We start from the raw sequence: 22,712 nt of genomic DNA, 5'->3' as shown, positions 1-22,712 counted from the left end.
CGCTCCTCCAATGCGCTTCCCCGGCCGGACAAATCACACCGAAGTCGCGCAGACCTTCCTCACCGCCGTTTCCAGCTCATCCTGGCTGAACGGCTTGCCCAGCCGCAACGCACGCGGGGGCAGATTGTCGAAGATTTCGCCATAGCCGGTCGCCAGGATGATCGGCACGTCCGGCCGCTGTTCCACCAGCGCCGCGATCAGCTCGGTGCCTTTCATGCCCGGCATGGCGTGATCGGTCACCACCAGATCGATATCTGGATGGCTGGTGAAAATCTCCAGCGCCTCAGCCCCGGATGAGGCTTCGAACACGCGGTGGCCCATGTCTTCGATGATCGCCGCCGTGTTCATCAGGATGATCGCATCATCATCCACCGCCAGCACGGTCAGCGGGCGGTTGCCCCGCGCCGGCTGAGGGACCGCGGTCGGGGCGCGGTCGGGTGCGGCGGCGCTTTCCTGCGCCAGCGGCAGCCACAGATGGGCCGATGTGCCCGTCCCCACCACGCTTTCCAGCTGCAGCACGCCGCCCATCTGCCGGGCGAAACCGTCGATCATGGACAGGCCCAGCCCGGTCCCCTTGCCCACCCCCTTGGTGGTGAAGAACGGCTCGGTCGCCCGCGCCAGCGTTTCGGCATCCATGCCGGATCCATTATCGATCACGCTCAAGCGGATATAGGCGCCGGCGGGCAGGTCCTTCACTTCCCCCCGGGTGATCTTGCGCGGGCTGGCTTCGATCCGCAGATCGCCGCCGCCGGGCATGGCATCGCGCGCATTCACCGCCAGATTGAGCAGCGCCATTTCCAGCTGGTTGGGATCGGCGAACACCGCGGCCAGATCGGGCGGGAAACGGGTGGAGATTTCCCAGCTTGGCCCCAGTGATCGCTGCATCAGTTCGATCATCCCGCGCACCAGCCAGGCGACATCTACCCGTTCGGGTTTCAATTCCTGCCGCCGGGCAAAGGCGAGCATCCGCTGGGTCAGCGCGGCACCGCGATCGGCCGCCGCCATGGAATTCTCGATCAGCCGCACCGCCTGCGCATCATCATCGGGCATACGCTTGCGCAACAGCGCCAGGCTGCTGCTGATCGCCATCAGCAAATTGTTGAAATCATGCGCCACACCGCCGGTCAGCTGGCCGATCGCCTCCAGCTTCTGTGACTGGAACAGGGCCTCGCGCGCGGTTTCCAGCTCGCGCTGGGCCGCCTCGCGCTCGGTCACGTCGCGGGTGATCTTGGTGAAACCGATCAGATCGCCCTGTTCGTCCAGAATGGTGTCGATCACCACGCTGGCGCGGAATTCGCTGCCATCCTTGCGGATGCGCCAGCCTTCTGCGGTGAAGCTGCCATCCTTGCGCGCCGCCTCCAGCGCCCGCGCCGGATCGCCATTGTCCCGGTCCGCCGGCCGATAGAAGGTGGAAAAATGCCGCCCGATGATCTCTTCGGGCGCATAGCCCTTGATCCGTTCCGCTCCGGCGTTCCAGCTCGACACATGGCCTTCGGGATCGAGCATGTAGATCGCGTAATCGGTAACGCCCTGCACCAGCAGCCGGAACTGCATTTGGCTGCGCAACAGCGCGTCGGATCTTTCATTGACGCGGCTTTCCAGTGTTTCGTTCAGCTCGCGCAATTCCTCCGCCGCGCGGCGCAGTTCCGCCTCCACCCCAACGCGTTCGACATGGGCCCAGCTGCGGTCGGTCACGGCGCGGATCAGCGCCAGTTCCTGATCGGTCCAGTCATGCGGCTGGGCATGATGAACCGCCATCAGCGCGGTCAGCCGGCCATCCTTGACCAACGGCATGCAGATGGTCGCCCTCACCCCGATGGCGACAAAGGTCGCGGCAGCCCCGGCCGTCAATTCACGCTCGATATCCTTGACCACCAGCGGCTGACCGGCAGACAGCCGGCTCACGGCCAGTTCGCCGAAATCGGTCAGATCGTAATGGCCCACGATCGACTGCGCGCCCGGTGCCGCCCAGTCGCCCCGGATGGTGAAGCCGTTCTGATCCTCGTCCATATCGGCATAGGCGCAGATCGATACGCCCATCTCCTCCCCCGTCATGCGGGTGGTGATGGCCAGGATGTCATCGGCATCGACAATGGTACTGGCCGTGCGGCCCAGATCATCGAGAAAACGCAGCCGGCGCTCGCTTTCGCGCAGCGCGCGTTCCGCCATCACCGCCTCGGTAATTTCCACCACCACCGCGATCACCCCGGCCGGCTGGCCCGCATCATCGAACACCGGCGAATAATCGAGATTGAGCCAGACATCCTCGAACACGCCGGTGCGGTTGAGGCTGAGCACATGATTGCGATAGGCCAGCGTCTTGCCGGCCAGCCCCGTGCGCATCACATGATCGTTGAAATCGGCCACTTCGGGCCAGCCTTCGCGCACCTTGCTGCCCAGCAGGCGCGGATGCGCGTCCCCTGCAAAAATGGCATAGGCGTCGTTGTAGACCATATAGCCATCCGGGCCCCACAGCATGACCAACGGGACGGGGCAATTCGTCATGAAGGCAATGATGGTCCGCAGACTTTGCGGCCAGGCATCCATCGGGCCCAGCGAGGTTGCCGACCAATCGAATTCTGCGATCCGTCGCGCCATTTCCCCTCTGGCGCCCATCACCGCCCCCGCGGGCACCCCCTCAGCCGACACAATCGAATTTCCCTCAGCCAAAATCCTGACTCTTCCTTACGCACCAGCCCGGCAACCGTTCCCGCCTGAACGCTGTAAAGACATCATCTTAACAGGGCATGGGGAAGCATAAATGTGACCGGACGAACAACCGAATGCTCCCTCGCGCGTTGGGGAAGCCGGACGGATGTGATCGGAAGGACAGCATCATGCCGCGCGGTGACAAATCCAGCTATACGGACAAGCAAAAGCGCAAGGCCGAACATATCGAAGAAGGTTATGAGGATCGCGGCGTAGGGCACAAGGAAGCCGAACGCCGTGCCTGGGCCACGGTGAACAAGGAATCCGGCGGCGGCAACAAATCCGGTTCGGGTCGCGGTAAACCGGACAATCATGAATCTGCGCGCAAAGGCGGGGAGAAATCCGGTTCGAGCCAGAGCCACGCCAAGCGTTCCGCCGCCGCGAAAAAAGGCTGGGAGACCCGGCGCAGGAAGGCGAAGGGCTGATCCCCGCCCATGCCGACTGCCCGGCCCTTGCCTGCGATCACAATCGCCGGAAAGGCCGGGTCGATTTGCGGTTTTCCCGATCGATGCTCATCAGCACGCCGACAGAGAGCATGGCGGACAGCATGGCCGATCCGCCATAGGACACCAGCGGCAGCGGAATTCCCACCACCGGCGCCATGCCCATCACCATCATCAGATTGATCGCGATATAGAGGAACAGGCTGCAGGTCAGCCCGGCGCCTACCAGCTGTTCGAACCGCGTGGCCGCATTGCGCGACACATTCATGCCCCAGCGCAACAACACACCGAACAGCAGCATGATCACCAGCCCGCCGGCCAGCCCCCATTCCTCTGCAATTGCCGGAAAGATGAAGTCGGTATGGGTTTCGGGCAGATAATGCAGATGGCTCTGGCTGCCGTTCAGATAGCCCTTGCCCATGATGCCACCCGATCCGATCGCGATCGAGGATTGGGAGATATGGTAACCACCGCCCAGCGGATCCTCTTCGGGATTGAGAAAGATCGTCAGGCGCAACTGCTGATGCGGCAGCAGCAGGAAGTTGTAGGCCAGCGGAACGGTAATCGCCCCGGCCAGCCCGGCGCCGAGGAACCATTTCAGCGGCATCCCGGCCAGGAAGCACACGATTACCGATGTCAGCATCAGCAGCATGGCCGTGCCCAGATCCGGCTGCGCGGCAATCAGCAGGAAGGGGACGCTGGTGATCAGCAGCGGCGGCCACAGTGCGCGCACCTTGGAGGTTTCGCTCGGCGTCAGCACCTCGAAATAGCGGGCCAGCAGCCCCACCAGCGCGATCTTGACCAGTTCCGAAGGCTGCAATTGCATGAAGCCGAGATTGAGCCAGCTGCGCGCCCCGCCCCCGACAAAGCCGACCGCCAGCACCAGAACCAGCAGCGCGATACTGCCCAGTGCGGCCGGGATGATGCCGATCCGGAACAACGACACGGGGATGTAGGACAGGCCCATCGCCATGCCCATGAACAGCACGAAACGCATGGCATGCGTCGCCGCCCAGGGCGTGAACGATCCACCGGCCACGGAAAACAGCGCCGTGCCGCCGACCAGCGCCAGCAGGAACAGGGTGATGATCGCCGGCCAGGACTGATCCGCAATGGCCTTGGGAATAATGGATTTCACGAAGGGGACCGACTCGTCGCAGGCAGTTTCAGATCAACCCCGCCGCTATCGCAACCCTGTCCACAGGCAAGGGGGAGATGCGGTGTAGCACAATGGCTTGCGATATGCGGATGGTTTCTGCCGCCGGCCTGTGTGCGTCCGCACGTCGGCATGTCGCAGCTTACATTTCCGTGGCCGCATCCGCCCCCGAATGGCCTCGCGTCGCCTTGGTCGGCACCTGCGCGGCCGCCCGGGCGGCCGTCGCTGCGGCTTCGGCGGCATGGCCGGCATCATCCGCATCGGTCATCGCGATCACCCCGGTCGGCTGCTGGCTGCGATTGCGCAGCGCCGGAGCAGCAGGCCGAGTGGTGGGCCGTGTCACAGATCGTGCAGCGGGTGCCGGCGTGCTGGTGATATCGCTGAAATCGACATTCTGGTCCGCATTCCCGTCCATGCTGCTCGGGGCAGCGGAATGCCCATCGGCCGCCTGGATGGCGGTGCCATATTCGGGCGGAATATCGATCACGCCGGCTGACTTCATCGCCTTCGCGATGGCCAGATCGCTCTGTCCACAGGGCAGATAGCTCACCGCGCGCTCCATGCCGAACTCCTGGTCGATTACCGACAGCCGGCGCAGGCAGGCCGTCTGTCGGCGCCCGGCCACGGCATTCACCAGCGGCAGATCCGCCTCCAGCAGGATCGCCGGCATCACGCGATCATTCTGCTGCGCCTCACCGCTCCACACCGATCGGATCGTGGGCGATCCATCCATTGTCGCCCCGACCACCAGATCCTTGCCATCGGTGCCGGCGGAACGGGCGGTCGCCGCCCAGACCGCCAGCGTTTCGCGTTCCTGTCGCTCCATATTGCGGAACACCAGCCCGCCGCCCGGCTGGCCGAACATTTCCATCGCCAGGTTCACGCTGATCCGCGCGGCAGGTTCGGCGGCCAGCGTCTGCACGTCGGAATTCGTGCCGGAATAAAAGGTGTCGATGGCCTTTTCGAACTGGCGGATCGCTTCATCCTTCGCTGCCTGCGCTCCCTGCGCAACCACTGGTTGTTCCTCAACCACGGCGGCGGTCTCTTCCACCGGCTCGGGATGTTCGGCCATGCGGTCGAACACGAAGATGCCCAGCGCCATGCCCAACCCGGTCAGCAGCGCATAGATGGCAATGGTCAGCGCCAGCGTAGAATGGCGTTTGCGCCCGGTTGCCGGTTCTTGTGCAACAGTCGAAGCGACCGGGGTTGAATCGGCCGGAGCAACTGATGGAGCAGCCGGCGCACCACTATCATTGGCCGCGCCATCGGCGGCCCCTGTTTCGAAGTCATAGCGGCAGAAACGGCAGATCTTGGCCGCCAGCTTCACCTCTTCGGCGCAGGCCGGGCATGTCTTGCCATCAGATCCGCTCACCCGGTGTTCCCCGCAACGCCGTCGAAATCGACCGCATCTCGGTTGCCCTAAGATCTGATGGTTGAATATAAGTAAACCATACGGCTGATCCGCCCCGCAACAGAGACAAACCGTTATCCGGCAAGGTTATGCCTGTTCTTTTCAGCCCGGCACCGCCTGGGCGGGCAGGCTGCGAAATCCGCGAGAGACATTGTTGATCGCCCGTTGCGGCTCTCCGGTCAGCTCGAACCGGTCGATCCGGGCGGCCAGCGCGGTGAACACAGCCGTCAGCTCCATCCGCGCCAGCCCCTGCCCTGCGCAGCCGTGCGGGCCATGGCCAAATCCCAGGTTTTGCTTCTCCTTCCGGTCGATGATGAAGTCATCGGGATCGGCAAACTGGCGCTCGTCCCGATTGGCGCTGGCGTAGGACACGATCACCCGGCTGCCGCCCGGAATGATCACGCCATCGCTCATCGCCACATCGCGGGCGCAGAAGCGGGCGAAATTCTGCAATGGCGATTCCACCCGCACGATCTCATTGGCGGCCTGCATCGCCAGCTGCGGATTGTCCTTCAGCTTCTGCCACTGCGCCGGATTTTGCGCGAACAGCCAGATGCCCGATGCCATGGCGCTGATCGTGGTTTCGAACGCGGCCACGATATATCCCGCCAGCATGCCGATCGCGGTCTCGCGGCTGATATGGCCGGCATGGGCATGGCCGATCATCTGCGCGGCAAACCCGCCCGGCAGCACCCGGTCATGGTCATAAATCTCAGCGATCAGCGCCATCATCTCGCCCAGCTGGGTCAACCCCTCCCGCATGCGGGCATTCTCCGGCCCGGCGGCGTTCCAGCTGCCTTCCGCCAGTTGCAACAACCGCGGCCGCACATCCTCCGGCCAGCCAATCAGATCCATCACCACCCCGATCGGCAGGTCATGGGCAAAATCCGTCACCGCATCGAAATGGCCCATCTCGGCAATCCGGTCGGCCAGCCCTTCGGCCCGCCGGCCGATCGTCTCCGCCAGCGGCTTCAGCGCCACCGGGCTCAACACTTCCGTGATCACCCTTCGCCGTTCGGTATGCACCGGCGGGTCCTGACAGATCAGCGCCTCCTGCCACGCATCATTGATCACCGGGTTCAGCCCGATCCCGCTGGCAGAGGAAAAGCTGTTCCAATCATTCAGCGCCGCCCGCACATCCCGGAACCGACCGATGAAGCAGGCGTCAACCTGCTCCAGCCGGACAGCCGAACCCATGTCGCGCAGGGCTCTGTAGGTCGGAAACGGATCGGCCAGCACGGCATCGGCATAAAGGTCGATGCCGCTGGCTGCCGGCGCGGTCATGACGCCCAAATGCGCAGGCCATGCGCAGGCAGGGCGCGTTCCTGCGCAGGCAGGGCGTGGTGCGGCGTGGTCTGAAAAGCGCTCATCAGGCAATCCCCTGCTTGCCCGGGGCGATGATGTGATTGGGGTCCAGTGCCTGTTTCAGCCGGGCGTTCACCTCCCGGTTCGTGGCGCCATACTGGTCGGCCACCAGGTTCATGGTCGACACGCTCGATCGATAGGCAGCCCACCCCCGCTCTCCGAAACGGGTGATCATTTCCTTCATGCACAGCTCGGCCCGGCCGGCGTTTTCATCGTCGCCCTTGTCGAACATCAGGAAGATGATGTGGTGCAATTCGCGCCCGCCCACGGCATAGGCCGGGGCGTAGTCGAAACCATATTTGTTCATGATTTCAGTGGCCAGCGCCGTCTGCCCGCGTGTCTCACTGCCCTTGGCCGGCGCCACCGGCGCAAAGGCGACCGCCCCGCCCGCCGGGCCCCACCAGCGCACCAGGCCGATTTCCTCCAGCGTCATCCCCCCACGCATCAGCGTCTTGTGATGCTCGAACCACGGGTTGCCATTCATCTCCCGCTCGGTCAGCACCTCGGCTCCGGCCGCCTCGAAGGCGGAACGCAGGATCGGCTCGGTCGCGGCGATCGTCTCGTCCGTGCCGTAGAGCGCAAAATAGGTGTTCCACATGCCGAGGTCGTTCTTCTTCGCCTCCGCCTTGATCAGCTCCTGCGGGATCGCCCCCTTGCCATCGAAACCCTGGCCAAGAAAATCATCCCGACGGCGGAACATGGCCAGCTGATACAGCGCACCCATCATCAAAACACCGTTTGGAATCAGACTGTTCATCCGGAACGGGCGCACGGTGTCGGTGATCTTCGCGATGTCCTCCACCTCGGCAGAACGGGCGACGAAGGGCCTGTAGGCCGGCGGGCGCGGCATCAGCCACATGCCCATCTTGGTCACCACGCCGAAGTTCGACTGGGTAAAAATCCCATCCAGATAGGGTCCGTACCCCCATTTGAACGCCTGCCAGGTATTGCCGTTTTCGACCGATCCCATGCCGGTGCGCAGCACCGATCCATCGGCCAGCACCACCTCCATCCCGCACTGCATGAAAAAGTGATCGCCATGGGGCGTATAGCCCACCCCGCGTTCCAGCGTGTTGCCGACCATGGACACGATCGGGCCGACAGTGGGTACATCCAGCCAGAACGGCAGATTGTTTTTCTCTATGTAATCATGGATATCCTGATAGGTGACGCCCGGTTCCACCAGGATCGTGCCCAGCTCGGCGTCGAAATCCAGGATGCGGTTCATCCGCTTGAGATCCAGGATCATCTGCCCCGATGAGGCCGGCGTCGCCATGCCATAGCCCATGTTCTTGCCGGTGGAGACCGGCCACAGTGGCAGTTTGTAGCGGTTCGCCACCTTCAGGATCGCCTGCACCTCCTCCACCGTACGCGGCGCCACCGCGCCCGAAGGGATGTGCTCGCCGCGCAGATCGGGAATGAAGCTCTTGCGATAGCTGACGGTGCTCGCCTCATCGGCAAAGACCCAGTTTTCCCCCACGATGGCCCGCAATTCCTGCACCGCCGCGGCAAAGACATCGCGGTCCATCTCGGCCGGCATCATCCGCGCCCGCGCCAGCGGACTGAGCGCCGCCGCGCCGATCACCGCCGAACCGATCGCCCCGCTGCGCAGGATATCGCGCCTGGAAATACCGCCGATCATTGCCCGTGCTCCTTCGGATCGGCCGCAGACTCGCTGATCCAGCGGGCCAGGCCGGACAGTTCAGCGTCGCTGATTTCGGTCGGCTTGAAGGCCGGCATCGCGCCGTTGCCGCTGCGCACGAAGCTGCTGATCACTGCCGCCGGCAGTTTTCGCCCCCGGATCACCGGCCCGACATTGTGGCCGTGGCAATAGCCGCAGGTGCGCTCATAGATGAATTGCGGCTCCCGCACCGGCTCCGCCGTCTGCTGCGCCGCCGCCGACAACGCCGTCATGCCACCCGCGCCCAGCATGGCCACGCCAGCCATGGCCGCAAGCACACGTCCACCCCGAAAGGGTTCCATGCCATCTCTCCCGTATCATCAGTGTTTTTTACACTTTGTATAATACAGATTATTTTGAGTTTTACGTTTTGTCAAATTCAAATGAGGTATGCGCACGAAAGCCGGAGCATCATCTCCATAGTACTGATTTAACTTGCCAATTTGTAAAATGACATTGGACTGGCCCGCTCAGATCGGGTCCATGATCAAGGGCGGCAGGGGCAAATGTGCTATGGTTTTGGCTGCCTCGAACGGCACCCCCAAGGCAAACAGAATGTAGCCGGCGACAGCTTCGGGATAATCCTTCGGCGCTTCCCCGCGCAGGATCGAATTCACCGCCGCCAGCGCGGACCCGAGCAGGATATCGCGCCCCAGTTCAGGCGACAGGATCGGCAAGGCGCCGCATTCAATCCCTTCGCGAACGGTCGCTTCTGCGGCCCGATAAGTCTCCGCGCCGAAGATCAACCCGCTGGCGCTGATATTGACCATCGACCAGCCCCAGCGCGCATCCTCCTGCGCCCGATGCAGATAGAACCGCGTCGCCGCCGTGCATCGCTCGCGCGCATCCGGCAGGCGGTCCACCGTGCGGGTCACCGAGAGCAGGAAATCATGCGTGACACCCTGCGTCAGCGCTTCCCGCAATTCGGCCATGCCGGTGAAATGGTTGTAGAACGTCGCCCGGGTGACTCCGGCCATATCCGCCACATCCTCGATCCGGGCAAACAACCCGTTCTCGTCTCCGAAAATCTCGAACGCCGCCGCCAGAATGCGCACGCGGGTGTCGGCCCTGCGCTTGCGCCCCAGCGCAGTGCGGCCATCAGGAACGGTTTCAGCAGGATGATCGGCCACGTCGTCTCCATATCAGCATGATATCACGCTGATGGCGCAGGCTGGCCTTGGCAAGGATGAATGCGATCAATGCGGGCTTCAGCGCTGACAATGTCAGCAATGGCGCAGATCGAAAACGCTACTTCCCTCTCAAGCCAGCAACTGAAACGGAAAGACAGGCTGACATGATCATTCGCTTCCTGCCACTCGGCGATGCGGCAGACGGCTGCATCTGCGCGCTCAGATCGTCAGTGGCGGCAGCTGATTTTACCATGAGGCGCCGAACGCCAGCGCAGCTTACAGAGTGCTGTAATCCGCACCAGCTGGCTAAATGCAAATGTCTCGAAAGTGGTAGCGGAGGAGGGACTCGAACCCCCGACACGCGGATTATGATTCCGCTGCTCTAACCGGCTGAGCTACTCCGCCACATGCATGCTTACATGCGGGCCAGATCGTCAGGGCTCCGTTTCAGGGGCGCTGTGCACTCTGGCAAGGCGGCGCGTTTAGGATGGGGTTTGCGATCGGTCAACCGCGAAAGCGCCATTCCTGCAACAAGTTCCACGGACCCCCATCATAAGCATGCAGCGCCAGCCCGGAAAAACGAAAATCGATCAGCTCAAATGATTGATTAAGTTCACTTTGCAGCGCCCTTGCGGTGTGTTTTGAAACCTTGTTCTGAATGGTGACATGCAGCCTGGGACGGGCCTGATCCTGGGCCGTCAGCAGGCCATGGCAGAAATCGGCGATGTCATCGCGCAGATCCAGCATAGCGGGAGAATCAAGCCGCAACGCCGTGCCCTGCCCCAAATCCATGATTCCCGTCAGGCTGGCCGGTGGCGGCGGGGTGATGGCGGCCAAGCGGGACAGCCTGGTGCGCAGTTCCCCCTCCGATCCCGGGGGAAGAGCATGAAACAGCGTAACATGAGCATCCAGCCAGTTGCGTTCCGGCGGATAGTGAAGCTGCCGCAGCCGCGTGGCCCATCTTTGCAGATCAGCCGGCAACTGCGCCGTAACTATCAGGGGTTTATTCCCGCTCACATCTCTCCGCGCTGGCGTCGCAGGGCAAACCATTTTTCCACATTGGCATTGTGTTCGGCCAGCGTAGTCGCGAAGGCATGACCGCCGCTGCCATCGGCCACCATATAGATCGCGGTGGTTTTTTCCGGGTTCAACACCGCTGCAATCGATTCGCGCCCGGGATTGGTTATCGGTCCCTTGGGCAGGCCGAGACGAGTGTAGGTATTGTAATCGTTTAGTGCAGAGATTTCCGACTGCAGGATGCGCCGGCCCAGCGGTTTGCCACGGGTGATGGGGTAGATGATCGTGGGATCGGCCTGCAGCAGCATCCCCTGCCGGATACGGTTGCTGTAGAGCCCGGCGACCTGCCGCCGCTCGGATGGCTTGCCGGTCTCCTTTTCCACGATTGAGGCCAGCGTGACCGCTTCTTGCGGGGTGTCGACGGCAATACCCGGCGCACGCTTGGGCCAGAGCTCGGCCACGGTGCGGTTCATCGCCGCTTCCATCCGCGCCAGCACCGCGCTGCGCCGCTCTCCACGCTCGAAATCATAGGTGTCGGGCAGCACGGTGCCTTCAGCCGGCACCGGCACCGACCCGGTCAGCAATGGTTCGGCCATCAGTTTTTCATGAACGATGATCGACGGCGTGCCTTCGGGAATGGTAATGAAGCGACGCACCACCTCCCCATGCTGGAACATGTCCAGGATCGCCGCCGGGCTGGCCCCGGCCGGCAGCAGGAATTCCCCCGCCTTGATCGGATCGCTGCTGGCCAGGATCTTCGCGCGCAGCAAAAAACCACTGGCAGAGCCGATGTGGCCTTCCTGTTCCAGTTGCTTCGCCACGCTGGCGAGCGAGGAACCGCTGCGCACGATGAAGGTGCTTTCGCCCTTCACCTGGCCGCTGGCGCCATACCAGCCATAAAGAAAGTACCCGCCGCCCAGCAGGGCGGCGAGCACGATAAGAAGCGCCGCGACAAGGCAGCCGCGCCGCGCCATGTCAATCGACCTGCCGCATCACCAGGCTGGCATTGGTGCCGCCAAAACCGAAGCTGTTGTTCAGCACCGCGCGCACCTGGCGCTTCTTGGCGACATGCGGGACGAGATCGACACCGGCGCAACCTTCCGACGGATTGTCGAGGTTGAGCGTCGGCGGCACGATCTGGTCGCGCATGGCCAGAATGCAGAAGATGCTTTCTATCGCCCCGGCGCCGCCCAGCAGATGGCCGGTGGCGGATTTGGTCGAGCTCATTGAAATATTGCCTATTGCATCGCCAAACAGCCGACGCACCGCGCCCAGTTCCAATTCGTCACCCATCGGGGTGGAGGTGCCGTGCGCGTTGACATAATCGATGTCTGCCGGGGTCAGCCCGGCCTTGCGCAGGGCCATTTCCATGGAACGATAGGCGCCCGAACCTTCGGGATGCGGCGCCGTGACGTGATAGGCATCGCCCGACAGGCCATAGCCGATCACTTCAGCATAGATCTTCGCACCGCGTGCCTTCGCGTGCTCATATTCTTCCAGCACCACCACGCCGGCGCCTTCGCCCATGACGAAACCATCGCGGTCCACGTCATAGGGGCGGCTGCCACGGGTCGGTTCATCGTTGAAATTGGTGGACAGCGCGCGCGCCTGGGCAAAACCGGCGATGCCGATCGGGCAGATCGTGCTTTCTGCGCCGCCTGCCAGCATTATGTCCGCGTCATCATCGCGGATCATGCGGGCGGCGTCACCGATCGAATGGGCGCCGGTCGAACAGGCGGTCACCACTGCATGGTTCGGGCCCATCAGGCCATATTTGATCGAAACCTGGCCGGAAATGAGATTGATCAGGCGGCCATGCACAAAGTGCGGGGAAACGCGACCCGGGCCGCGTTCATGCAGCACGATCGACTGTTCCTCTATGCCCGGCAGACCGCCAATGCCCGCGCCGATCGAACAGCCGGCGCGGAACCGCGTGGCTTCGTCCATATCGGTGAGCCCGGCATCTTCCAGCGCCTGGCCGGCGGCATCGATGCCGAACACGATGAAGGGATCGACCTGCCGCTGAATCTTGTGATCGACGCGCTTGTCCGCGTCGAAGCCCCAGGGGTGATCCTTGGGCTTCACTTCACAGGCAATGCGGCATTTCTGATCCGAGGCATCGAATTTCGTGATTGCGGTCGCGCCGCTTTCGCCAGCGATGAGATTTGCCCAGACTGTTTCCACATCAGAGCCAAGCGGGGTTACGAGACCCAGACCGGTTACGACTACGCGGCGCATAAATTTCTCTCTCCGAAACCACGAAAGGCCCAGCCCGTTCAGGCTGAGCCTTCCATCCCCGTCCGCTTTTGGCGGGACCTTGGCGGCGGGGTAAGCGGGGCCTTAGCCCTTGTGCTCTTCGATGTACTTGTTGGCGTCACCGACAGTGTTGATCTTTTCGGCGGCGTCGTCAGGGATTTCCACCCCGAATTCTTCTTCGAAGGCCATGACCAGCTCGACGATGTCGAGGCTGTCGGCGCCCAGATCATCAATGAAGCTTGCGTCGGGGGTGACCTTGTCTTCCTCGACCCCGAGGTGCTCGACGACGATCTTTTTCACGCGCTCGGCGGTATCGCTCATGAAACTATGCCTTTCAGAATGGGGCGTTCAACTCTCATCCCGCCCCTAATGACAGGTTTGCGCGGTGGCAAGAGGCGGCGCAACGATACCAACCGGCGCACTATCGCATCATGGTCACAAAATGCGCCCATGCTGATCAATCCGTCAGCGAGGCACCGGTGATGCCGGCAGCATGATACGCATCCATTTCCCGACCGGATTCATTCACCGTCGCGCGACGCATGTCACGCCGATATTCGCTGGTATTTAGCGGAGTCGCAGCATGCAAGGCGCAGCGATTTTCCCAGATCACGATGTCGCCTTCGACCCATTGATGGCGGTGGACATATTGGTCAGAGGTGGTGTGACGATAAAGCCATTCGACCAGTTCATGGCCTTCTTCTTCGCTCATCCCCTTCACCCCGGTGCAATGGCCGCCCACGAACAGGCTTTTCCGTCCGTTGGCCATGGTGCGGACCAGCGGATGCTCCATCGGCGGCATGCGGAAACGCGTGCGCATGGAATCACTGACCGTCAGGCCGGCATATTCGCGCCCCTTCCAGAAATCATGAATGCCGGTCAGTCCTTCCAGCCGCTGCTGCATCTCGGGCGGGAGATCGTCGAAGGCGGCGCGCATATCGGCGAACAGCGTGTCGCCGCCCACTTCCGACGGCGGACATTCAACCCCGCGCAGCATCGACCATTTGCTCGGTTGCGGGTTAAACGAACTGTCGGCGTGGAAGCGCTGCGCGCCTGCCCCGATATCCTGCGAAGGCGGCTTTGGCGGGATGATCTGATTGTCATCGTCGATATTGCCGGCGAAGAACATTTCGGGCGCAATCCGCGGGCGCACGCTGGCCGCCTTGCGCTCTGCATAGCCGGGCGGCAGTTCCAGCGGGCCGAACAGCCGGGCAAAGCGCAGATGCTGTTCATCGCTGATCGGGCTGTGACGAACCACGCACACCGCATGTTCGGCCATCGCTTGTTCGACAAAATTGCGCAGGTTTTCATCGGGTTCACCGATCAGATCCGCGCCGGTGATCTCCCCGAAGAAACGGGGGTGAACCTGTCTTACCGCCAGTACCATCGGCAACTTTCTCATTCGTTACATTATTGAACTGTTGCCCTATCAAACATTTTATACACTCGTAGCAACCCCCTGATACAAAAACGGCCGCAACCTGCGTTGCGGCCGTTTCATGAAAAGGCAGATCAGTTGATCGCAGATGATCAGCCAGCCGATGGCGCGACCGGCACCGCTGCTGCTGCCGTTGTGGAAGGCTGTTCGGTCACGCGGATGTTCAGTTCGCGCAATTGCTTGTTTTCTGCCAGGCTTGGCGCGCCCATCAGCAGGTCTTCGGCGCGCTGGTTCATCGGGAACAGCGTAATTTCACGCAGATTGACCGCGCCGCACAGCAGCATCACGATGCGGTCGATCCCGGCCGCCATGCCGCCATGCGGCGGAGCGCCATAGTGGAAGGCGCGGTAAAGGCCGCCGAAGCGATCTTCCACGTCCTGCTTGCTCAGGCCGACGATTTCGAAGGCCTTCACCATCGCATCGGGCATGTGGTTGCGGATCGAGCCCGAAGCCAGTTCATAGCCGTTGCAGACCAGATCATATTGATAGGCGTTGATTTCCAGCGGATCGCGCGTTTCCAACGCCTCCAGCCCGCCCTGCGGCATCGAGAAGGGGTTGTGGCTGAAATCGACGCGCTTTTCATCCTCGTCATATTCGTAGAACGGGAAGTCGACGATCCAGGCGAATTCGAAGCAATCCTGCTCGATCAGGCCAAGCTGTTCACCCACACGGATACGGGCAGCGCCGGCCAGCTTGGCTGCGACCGATTCCTTGCCGGCGGCAAAGAACAGCCCGTCATCGTCACCAAGGCCGAGTTCGGCATAGAGTTCGGCCATCCGGTCAGCGCCGTGATTCTTGGCGATCGGGCCACCGAATTCGCCGCCCTTGCGGGTGACATAGCCGAGGCCGGTGTAACCTTCGCCCTGCGCCCAGCCGTTCATTTCGTCGAAGAACTTGCGGCTCTTGTCCGCCGTGTTCGGCGCCGGGATCACCCGCACGCGCCCGCCACCAGCGACGATCTTTTCGAAGATGCCGAAGCCGGACTGTTCGAAATGCGCGGTCACATCGCTGATGATCAACGGGTTGCGCAGATCGGGCTTGTCCGTGCCGTATTTCAGGATCGAATCGGCATAGGTGATGCGCGGGAACTGTCCCGACGGGGTCACCCGGCGCCCTTCGGCGAAGGCTTCGAAGGTGCCGGCGATCACCGGCTCCATGGTTTCCCACACCTCTTCCTGCGTGACGAAGCTCATTTCCAGGTCGAGCTGGTAGAATTCGCCCGGCAGACGATCCGCACGCGGATCTTCGTCGCGGAAGCAGGGGGCGATCTGGAAATAGCGATCGAAGCCGGCCACCATCAGCAGCTGCTTATACTGCTGCGGCGCCTGCGGCAGGGCGTAGAACTTGCCGGGATGGATGCGGCTGGGCACCAGGAAGTCGCGCGCGCCTTCCGGGCTGGACGCCGTCAGGATCGGGGTCGAATATTCGGTAAACCCGAGTTCGCCCATGCGCTGGCGCATGTCGGCAATGATCTTCGTCCGCTTGACGATATTGGCGTGCAGCGTTTCGCGGCGCAGATCGAGGAAGCGGTACTTGAGACGGATATCTTCCGGATATTCCTGCTCCCCGGCCACCGGCAGCGGCAGTTCGTCGGCGCGGCTCTGCACCAGTGCGCTGCGAGCGAAGACCTCGATCGCACCGGTCGGCAGATTGGGGTTGGCGGTACCTTCGGCGCGCGCCTTCACTTCCCCATCGATGGTGACGACGCTTTCCGCGCGCAGCCCTTCGAACACGGCCAGAGCGGGAGAATCGCTGTCCGCCACGATCTGGGTGATGCCGTAATGGTCGCGCAGATCGACGAACAGGACGCCGCCGTGATCGCGCTTGCGATGCACCCAGCCCGAAAGCCGGACCGTATCCCCGACATTTTCAGCGCTGAGGGCGGCACAATTGTGGGTACGATAGGCGTGCATCCTGACTCTTTCCGTAATCATGGCTATGGCGCTAGAAAGCTGGCGCTAACAGGGGATGGGCATCCGCTTGTCAAGCCGACCGGCATTCACTGCGGTGCCCTATAGAAAAGCGACGATGAAAATACACCCGCTCATTACCACCACCGATGAACTGGCCGATCTGTGTGATCGCATGGCCCGCAGCGATTTCGTCTGCGTGGACACGGAATTCATGCGGGAAAACACCTATTATCCGCTGCTGTGCCTGGTGCAGATCGGCAATGCGGAAGAAGCGGCCGCGATCGATCCGCTGGCGCCCGGGCTGGACATGACCCCGCTGCTGGATCTGCTGACCGAGAATGAGGACGTGCTGAAGGTCTTCCATGCCGGCGGGCAGGATGTGGAAATCATCTACAATCTGACCGGAAAGACCCCGCACCCGATCTTCGACACCCAGATCGCCATGATGGCCATCAGCCAGAGCGAACAGATCGGCTATGCCAATCTGGTCGAAAGCTGGCTGGGCAAGACGATCGACAAGGGCGCGCGCTTCACGGACTGGAGCCGCCGCCCGCTGACCGACCGACAGATCGAATATGCCATCGGCGACGTCACCTATCTGGCAACGATCTTCCCCCGCATCCTCAAGCGGCTGATCAAGACCGGGCGCGGCGTGTGGCTGAATGCAGAGATGGAACGGCTGGCCGATCCGGCCAATTACGCCAATGATGTCGATCTGGCCTGGCGCAAGATCCGCCCGCCCAGCCGCAATGCCCTGGTGCTCGGCCGGTTGAAGGCCATTGCCGCCTGGCGCGAAGGCGAAGCGCAATCGAAGGATATTCCGCGCGGGCGGATCATGCGGGATGAAACCCTGGCTGATCTAGCCAGCCACCCGCCCAAGAAGCAGGAAGATCTGGCCAAGGTGCGCGGGCTGAGCCAGGCTTGGCGCGACAATGACATCGGCAAGCGGCTGATGCGCGTGCTGCGCGATGCGACCGAACTGCCCGACGATGAAATGCCCGACAAGCCCAAGCGCGGTGCGCCTTTGGGTAAGGAAGGCGCGCTGGTGGCCGATCTGCTGAAGCTGCTGCTAAAGATCCGGTCGCGCGAAATCGATGTGGCGGCACGGTTGCTGACCCGCTCCGAAGAACTGGAAATGCTGGCAGCCGGTGTGCGCAAGCTGCCGATGCTGGAAGGCTGGCGGTTCGAAACCTTCGGTCGCGATGCGCTGGAGCTGGTGGAAGGCAAGATGGGCTTCGCGGTCGAGAACGGCCGGCTGAAGATGACCCGGATCGATCCGGCGGCAGTGGTGACACCCAGCGATGCGGTCTTACCCGAAGCCGATGACGGGGATGATTTCCCCCGATTTGACGCAGAGGACGACGCCGACGACAGCATTGGCGACAGCACCGGCAAACCCGGGGAAGAATGAGCCACAGCGGTTGAGCACCTATCTCCCCACCATCAAGCAGCTGCAATATCTGGTGTCGCTGCATGAACATGGCCATTTCGGCCGTGCTGCGGAGGCGTGCTTTGTTTCGCAATCGACACTGTCTGCCGGGTTGCGGGAACTCGAATCGCTGCTGGGCGTGATGCTGGTCGAACGCAGCCGCCGGGTGGTGCGTTTCACCCCGCTGGGCAATGCCGTGGTGGCGAAGGCCCACCGGCTGCTGCGCGAGGCGGAAGAACTGTCCGATCTGGTGCAGGCCGCCGGGCAGCCCCTGGCCGGCGAATTGCGCATGAGCGTCATCCCGACTATCGCCCCCTTCCTGCTGCCACGCATGCTGCCCCGGCTGCGGCGGGAGCGCCCGGCGCTGAAGCTGTTTCTGCGGGAAGAAACCAGCAGCGCCGCGATCGAATCGCTGCACCATGGCCGCGCCGATTGCGTGCTGCTGGCCCTGCCCTTCGCTACCGGAGAGGTGGACAGCGAACATATCGCTGATGACCGGCTGTTCGTTGCCTTCCCGGAAGATGAACCACGCGATCCGCCGGACATGATCCCGCCTTCGATGATTGATGAAGGCCGGCTGTTGCTGTTGGAAGACGGCCATTGCCTGCGCGAACACGCGCTGGCGGCCTGCAACCGCCCCGAACTGCGCGCATCCGCCACCATGATCGGCACATCACTGCATACGCTGGTGCAGATGGTCGATAATGGGCTGGGCGTCACCATGCTGCCGCAAATGGCGCTGGACGCCGGGATATTGAACGATACCCAGGTCGTCGCCCGTCCGCTCAAGGCGCTGAATGCCACCCGTGAAATCGCGCTGGTGTGGCGCAAGAATTCCCCCCGTTCGGATGAATTCCGCATGCTGGCCCAGGAATTGCGCGTACCGCAGGATTAAGGTCGGGCGTTTTCCAGCCAGCCGGACCGCATAAAAAGGGGGCCACCCTGCGGTGACCCCCTCCCCCATGTTATACCGTTGTTGCTTGAACAGGATCAGATCTTCACCCGCACGCCCATGCGATACGATCGGCCAGCGGTGTCGAAATAGACCGGATTGGTGGGGTAGCCATTCCCGCCCGGCGCCACCGGCGGGGACACATTGAGCAGATTGCTCACCGTGCCGAACAGTTCAAAGCTGGATGTGCCGTCGTCCAGATCGAAGCGATAGGTCAGCGCCAGCCCGGTGTAGAAGCGATCATCCACCGAATTGTCGGAGATCGAATTGATTGCGGTCGGGGAATACCCCTCCTCATCGGGGCCGATGTAGGTCGCGTTGTAGCGGCCCTTGCCCACATAGCGACCGCTGAGCACCGCGGTGAAAGCATCGTTGCGATAAGTGAGGAAGGCCTGCGCGGTGAGTTTCGGCGTGGTATTGAAATCGCCGAAGGATGCCACCGGCCCGCTCTGCCCGGCATAGTCGATCACCCGCCCGCCGGCATCGACCTTCAGATTGTAGATATAGCTGAACAGCGTGCGCAGATCGATCACGCTATCCCCGCCCAGCGGCAGCGAATAGGCCAGCTCCACATCCAGCCCGCGAGAGGTAAAGCCATTGAGATTGGTCAGATTGTTGTCGATATAGGTGATGTCGGTGTAATCATCATTGGCCTCTATGCGATCGCACAGCAGCTGTTCGGCAAAGCAGCTGTCGACGATCACCTGCTGGCCGATCGCGCCGATCGCGTCCCTGATCTTGATCTGATACCAATCCACCGATGCCCGGAACCGCGGGAATGGTGTCAGCACAATTCCCGCCGTCCAGGTATCCGCCGTTTCCGGGGTCAGCAGCACCGAACCGCCAAAATCCAGCGTCGCGGCATCGGGCGCGCCGCCGTTGAACGGATTGTTGACCGAAGCGAAGGGATTCCCCGCGCCCAACACCTGGCCATAATAGAGTTCGCGGAAGCCGGGCGAACGGATATCGCGCGAATGGCTGGCCCGCAGGCGGATCTCGTCGATCGGATCATAGAGCAGCGAAAATTTATAGGTCGTCGCTTCCGTCGTGCGGGAGATATTGGTGACGCCCGATGTGCTAGTGTTCCAGCTATGGCGCACGGCGGCATCCACTTCCAGCGAACGGCCCAACGCACTGTCCTGCAGCAGGGGCACGCTGACTTCGCCATAAATTTCATAGATGTCGGATTTACCAGAAAAATCATTACCATAGGTCAGCAGGAAGTCGTTGTAATAGGGTAGGCCGAGATGGGAGACATCGCCGCTTTCGTGGCGATACTCCGCGCCCAGCGCCACGCCGACCGGCCCGGCCCCGATCCCGTCAAACAGATCGCCCGTTACGCTGGCAGCGACCACCTGCTGTTCGAAGCGAAATTCTTCGGGCAGCGTGCGATAGGCGTAGTCGATCGCGGCTTGGCTGGCATTGTTGCTGCCGAACAGGTTGAGCGGCTGGCACCCGGCGGCGGCTGGGTTGCCGAGCAGCACCTGGCGGCAGACCGCCTGATTGGTTTCCGGATCGATCACCGCGTCCAGCGCCCAGCCGAAGAAGCTGGTGACCTGGTTGCCATAAAGCCGCTGGCTCTGATCATTGCGGCCGTAGGTATAATAGATCCCGTAGTTCCAGCGCGGGGCAAAGGTGCCGTCCGCCCCAGCGACCACGCGGAAGGTGGTGTTCTTGGTGGCATTCACCTGATCGACGATATTGTTGGTGTTGCGGTTGAAGAAGGCAATGCCGCCATTGTCCGCCAACAATTGCTGGGTGTCCGGGGTGAGGAAGGCATTGTCCGCCGAAATTACCGCCAGGCTGGCACCCTGCGATCCCTGCACATTGGAGGACGAGCGTCCGCCGTAAGAGATGTCGATATAGGGGATAAAGGCAGGGGAAACCTCGAATTCCAGATGGCCGTAAAGGGCGAAACGCTCGACCGGCGGGCGCATGCGCGTGGCATCATAGGGGCCGACCGGGCCGCCATCGCCGCCCTGGCGGTTGAAATAGGAAATATCGGGCGTGGACACATATTCGCCCGGATCGAACGGCACCAGCGCGTTGCCAGCGGCGTTGAACTGCATGTTTGCCACGCCCGGGGCATTGAGGAACTGGGCAAACACGCCTGTCTGCGAGGCGCCCGCGCCAAGCGCATTAGGCCCGATGATGAAGTTGGGCTGGCCATTGCTGCCGAAGCCGGTGTTGGTGAATTGGCCGTAGGAGGATTTGCACCAGTCGCGCACCTGCGAGCATATCCCGATGCCGAAGCTCTGCGAATATTCCCCGCCGACCACGATATTGCCCGCGCCGCCGGCAAAGGACGTGCCCGCCGCCAGCGCGCCGTGGAATTCTTCCCCATCCCCTTCTTCCGTGACCCCATAATCCAGCTGCGCGCGCAGGCCCTGCATCTTCTTGTTCAGGATGACATTGACCACACCGGCGATCGCGTCAGTGCCATAGATGGCCGACGCCCCGCCGGTAACCACCTCCACCCGTTCGACGAGCACGGAGGGGATCAGGTTGAGATCGACCGCCCCGCCATTGGTGGAGGGAACGAAGCGCTTGCTGTCCACCAGCGTCAGGGTGCGCGTTCCGAAGAAGGGATTGAGCCCGCGCAGGTTCGCCAGCTGCGCCCCGACGTTGAAATTGCCGAGCCCGACATTGTCATCGGTCACGAAGGCAGAGTTCTGCGGAATGGTCTGCAGCACCTGGGCGACATTGGTCTGGCCCAGACTCTGGATCTGTTCCGCGCCCACCACGGTGACCGGATTGGGACTGTCCAGCGCGGCGGAGGCGATGCGCGATCCGGTGACGATGATCTGTTGCTGGACAGGTTCTGTCTCTGCCGATTGGGCAAAGGCAGGCGTTGCAAAGGCCAGAGCATTGATCAGCGCGATGGCGCAGGCGGTGCGTGAAACCGAAACATTCCCCAGTGTAGTCCGCCGCATGTTCTCCCTCCCCAAATTTGGGGGCCACGCGTGATCAGGCAACACGAATCCTGTCCGGAAATCGTGCCGGATCAAGCCTCCCCAAACCCATTGCCGGCCGGTGTCGTGTGAAGCCCGACCTTAGTAACGAATGTTATGATAGTAATTTGATTCGTTCAATAGCATGTGAAATTAAGGGAATCCGTGCGTTGTCATCGTTTTGTCGCAGCTGCACAGCACCAGAGCATCCGCCAATCACAAGGACTGGATGATGATGCGCCGCTTCCCCACGACCTGTCGCCTCGCCTTTATCTGCATGCTGTTTGCCGGGGCTGTGGCGCCGGTCGGGCTTGTCCACGCACAAGATCCGAATACTCCGGCCTTTGACGCACAGGCCTTTGCCCCCGCGGAGCAGGATATCGGAGAGTTCCCCCATGTCTCCATTCCCGCTGGCTTCCGCGACGGGGGAGCAAAGCGGCTGAGCCTGGCGGAAAAATATGTCTTCCCCAAAGGCGAACTGCATGTCGCCACGGGCGCCTATTGGCATGCGGATATCTTTGCCGATGGCGGGGAATGGAACGAACTGCTGTTCCTGCGCGGGATCGAACAGCAGATCACCAGCATGGGCGGCCACCGCGTGTTCGACGGCAGCATGCCCGAAGCCGGGCGCAAGATGATTGATGAGAATGCCCCGGCTTTCGTTCGCGATCTTTACGATCCGGCGCCCTATCGTTTTCGACAGTTCCTGATCCACGCCGAAGACCGGCTGATCTGGATCGAGATCGGTTATGGCTATAATGCCGAGATGATCGATCTCACCGTGGTCGAAGAAGAAATCGCAACCTGAGGTGCGACGATCCACATGGGGCAGACGATCCGCCTGCCCCATGTAGAGCGCAA

Annotated in this window: 18 protein-coding genes and 1 tRNA gene; 4 read left to right on the top strand and 15 right to left on the bottom strand. The window is 62.2% G+C overall.

The genetic code is table 11. The annotated features are described in order from the left end of the window. Window positions 1-33: 33 nt before the first annotated feature. Window positions 34-2,616 (bottom strand): GAF domain-containing hybrid sensor histidine kinase/response regulator, encoded by a 2,583-nt coding sequence (locus GRI97_RS07045; protein WP_161390345.1) that lies wholly within the window; start codon window positions 2,614-2,616, stop codon window positions 34-36. Between the two features lie 221 nt (window positions 2,617-2,837). Here GRI97_RS07045 and GRI97_RS07040 point away from each other — a divergent pair, with 221 nt between their 5' ends. Next, entirely contained in the window at window positions 2,838-3,134 is a 297-nt protein-coding gene (locus tag GRI97_RS07040; RefSeq protein WP_161390344.1) for a plasmid stabilization protein, read from the top strand. Window positions 3,135-3,171: 37 nt separating this feature from the next. On the opposite strand, the gene rodA is transcribed toward GRI97_RS07040, so the two are convergent. The 13 genes from rodA to aspS form a co-directional block, all read right to left on the bottom strand. After that, window positions 3,172-4,290, bottom strand: a complete 1,119-nt coding sequence (gene rodA, locus GRI97_RS07035; RefSeq protein WP_161390343.1) for a rod shape-determining protein RodA — start codon at window positions 4,288-4,290, stop codon at window positions 3,172-3,174. 160 nt (window positions 4,291-4,450) lie between these two features. Next, window positions 4,451-5,680, bottom strand: coding sequence for a zinc ribbon domain-containing protein (locus GRI97_RS07030; protein WP_202392599.1), 1,230 nt, complete (start codon window positions 5,678-5,680; stop codon window positions 4,451-4,453). Window positions 5,681-5,821: 141 nt separating this feature from the next. Continuing rightward, the gene (locus tag GRI97_RS07025; RefSeq protein WP_161390342.1) at window positions 5,822-7,003 is read right to left on the bottom strand and encodes a cytochrome P450; all 1,182 of its coding nucleotides are present in this window, start codon (window positions 7,001-7,003) and stop codon (window positions 5,822-5,824) included. An 85-nt stretch (window positions 7,004-7,088) separates the two neighbouring features. Then, a complete protein-coding gene (locus GRI97_RS07020) occupies window positions 7,089-8,726 on the bottom strand; it encodes an FAD-binding oxidoreductase (protein ID WP_161390341.1) in 1,638 nt (545 codons plus the stop codon). Continuing rightward, a complete protein-coding gene (locus GRI97_RS07015; RefSeq protein WP_235917631.1) occupies window positions 8,723-9,067 on the bottom strand; it encodes a c-type cytochrome in 345 nt (114 codons plus the stop codon). Before GRI97_RS07015 ends, GRI97_RS07020 begins: the two co-directional genes overlap by 4 nt. A 168-nt stretch (window positions 9,068-9,235) precedes the next feature. Beyond that, window positions 9,236-9,895, bottom strand: coding sequence for a TetR/AcrR family transcriptional regulator (locus GRI97_RS07010; protein WP_161390340.1), 660 nt, complete (start codon window positions 9,893-9,895; stop codon window positions 9,236-9,238). Window positions 9,896-10,223: 328 nt separating this feature from the next. Continuing rightward, window positions 10,224-10,300, bottom strand: a tRNA-Met gene (locus GRI97_RS07005). Window positions 10,301-10,399: 99 nt separating this feature from the next. Next, the gene (locus GRI97_RS07000) at window positions 10,400-10,945 is read right to left on the bottom strand and encodes a 2'-5' RNA ligase family protein (protein ID WP_161390339.1); all 546 of its coding nucleotides are present in this window, start codon (window positions 10,943-10,945) and stop codon (window positions 10,400-10,402) included. Next, window positions 10,909-11,886: an endolytic transglycosylase MltG gene (mltG, locus tag GRI97_RS06995; protein ID WP_161390338.1), complete on the bottom strand. Its 978-nt coding sequence runs from the start codon at window positions 11,884-11,886 to the stop codon at window positions 10,909-10,911. The genes GRI97_RS07000 and mltG overlap by 37 nt, the downstream gene beginning before the upstream one ends. 1 nt (window position 11,887) lies before the next feature. Further along, window positions 11,888-13,150 (bottom strand): beta-ketoacyl-ACP synthase II, encoded by a 1,263-nt coding sequence (gene fabF, locus GRI97_RS06990; protein ID WP_161390337.1) that lies wholly within the window; start codon window positions 13,148-13,150, stop codon window positions 11,888-11,890. A gap of 102 nt (window positions 13,151-13,252) precedes the next feature. Beyond that, window positions 13,253-13,489, bottom strand: coding sequence for an acyl carrier protein (locus GRI97_RS06985; protein ID WP_161390336.1), 237 nt, complete (start codon window positions 13,487-13,489; stop codon window positions 13,253-13,255). Between the two features lie 136 nt (window positions 13,490-13,625). Beyond that, window positions 13,626-14,570 (bottom strand): TauD/TfdA dioxygenase family protein, encoded by a 945-nt coding sequence (locus tag GRI97_RS06980; protein WP_161390335.1) that lies wholly within the window; start codon window positions 14,568-14,570, stop codon window positions 13,626-13,628. A 128-nt stretch (window positions 14,571-14,698) separates the two neighbouring features. Then, window positions 14,699-16,519: an aspartate--tRNA ligase gene (gene aspS / locus GRI97_RS06975; RefSeq protein ID WP_161390334.1), complete on the bottom strand. Its 1,821-nt coding sequence runs from the start codon at window positions 16,517-16,519 to the stop codon at window positions 14,699-14,701. Between the two features lie 115 nt (window positions 16,520-16,634). Here aspS and rnd point away from each other — a divergent pair, with 115 nt between their 5' ends. Next, window positions 16,635-17,930 (top strand): ribonuclease D, encoded by a 1,296-nt coding sequence (gene rnd / locus GRI97_RS06970; protein ID WP_161390333.1) that lies wholly within the window; start codon window positions 16,635-16,637, stop codon window positions 17,928-17,930. Window positions 17,931-17,940: 10 nt separating this feature from the next. Then, on the top strand, window positions 17,941-18,843 hold the full coding sequence (locus tag GRI97_RS06965) for a hydrogen peroxide-inducible genes activator (RefSeq protein WP_161390332.1): 903 nt from the start codon (window positions 17,941-17,943) through the stop codon (window positions 18,841-18,843). A gap of 95 nt (window positions 18,844-18,938) precedes the next feature. Here the strand turns inward: GRI97_RS06965 and GRI97_RS06960 are convergent, their stop codons facing one another. Beyond that, the gene (locus tag GRI97_RS06960; protein WP_161390331.1) at window positions 18,939-21,833 is read right to left on the bottom strand and encodes a TonB-dependent receptor domain-containing protein; all 2,895 of its coding nucleotides are present in this window, start codon (window positions 21,831-21,833) and stop codon (window positions 18,939-18,941) included. Between the two features lie 250 nt (window positions 21,834-22,083). Here GRI97_RS06960 and GRI97_RS06955 point away from each other — a divergent pair, with 250 nt between their 5' ends. Further along, the gene (locus GRI97_RS06955; protein ID WP_161390330.1) at window positions 22,084-22,659 is read left to right on the top strand and encodes a hypothetical protein; all 576 of its coding nucleotides are present in this window, start codon (window positions 22,084-22,086) and stop codon (window positions 22,657-22,659) included. Window positions 22,660-22,712: the final 53 nt, after the last annotated feature.

It is taken from the genome of Croceibacterium xixiisoli (genome assembly GCF_009827305.1).
Taxonomy (GTDB): Bacteria; Pseudomonadota; Alphaproteobacteria; order Sphingomonadales; family Sphingomonadaceae; genus Croceibacterium_C; species Croceibacterium_C xixiisoli.
This window is presented reverse-complemented; position numbering and strand designations above follow the sequence as displayed.

Excerpts from the sequence above, each read along its gene's own strand:
- GRI97_RS06985 (WP_161390336.1), bottom strand. The coding sequence starts at position 13,489 with ATGAGCGATACCGCCGAGCGCGTGAAAAAGATCGTCGTCGAGCACCTC.
- GRI97_RS07000 (WP_161390339.1), bottom strand. The coding sequence starts at position 10,945 with ATGGTTTGCCCTGCGACGCCAGCGCGGAGAGATGTGAGCGGGAATAAA.
- GRI97_RS07045 (WP_161390345.1), bottom strand. The coding sequence starts at position 2,616 with ATGGGCGCCAGAGGGGAAATGGCGCGACGGATCGCAGAATTCGATTGG.
- GRI97_RS07015 (WP_235917631.1), bottom strand. The coding sequence starts at position 9,067 with ATGGAACCCTTTCGGGGTGGACGTGTGCTTGCGGCCATGGCTGGCGTG.
- GRI97_RS06955 (WP_161390330.1), top strand. The coding sequence starts at position 22,084 with ATGATGCGCCGCTTCCCCACGACCTGTCGCCTCGCCTTTATCTGCATG.
- GRI97_RS06980 (WP_161390335.1), bottom strand. The coding sequence starts at position 14,570 with ATGAGAAAGTTGCCGATGGTACTGGCGGTAAGACAGGTTCACCCCCGT.
- GRI97_RS06960 (WP_161390331.1), bottom strand. The coding sequence starts at position 21,833 with ATGCGGCGGACTACACTGGGGAATGTTTCGGTTTCACGCACCGCCTGC.
- fabF (WP_161390337.1), bottom strand. The coding sequence starts at position 13,150 with ATGCGCCGCGTAGTCGTAACCGGTCTGGGTCTCGTAACCCCGCTTGGC.
- GRI97_RS07025 (WP_161390342.1), bottom strand. The coding sequence starts at position 7,003 with ATGACCGCGCCGGCAGCCAGCGGCATCGACCTTTATGCCGATGCCGTG.
- GRI97_RS07040 (WP_161390344.1), top strand. The coding sequence starts at position 2,838 with ATGCCGCGCGGTGACAAATCCAGCTATACGGACAAGCAAAAGCGCAAG.
- mltG (WP_161390338.1), bottom strand. The coding sequence starts at position 11,886 with ATGGCGCGGCGCGGCTGCCTTGTCGCGGCGCTTCTTATCGTGCTCGCC.
- aspS (WP_161390334.1), bottom strand. The coding sequence starts at position 16,519 with ATGCACGCCTATCGTACCCACAATTGTGCCGCCCTCAGCGCTGAAAAT.
- rnd (WP_161390333.1), top strand. The coding sequence starts at position 16,635 with ATGAAAATACACCCGCTCATTACCACCACCGATGAACTGGCCGATCTG.
- GRI97_RS07020 (WP_161390341.1), bottom strand. The coding sequence starts at position 8,726 with ATGATCGGCGGTATTTCCAGGCGCGATATCCTGCGCAGCGGGGCGATC.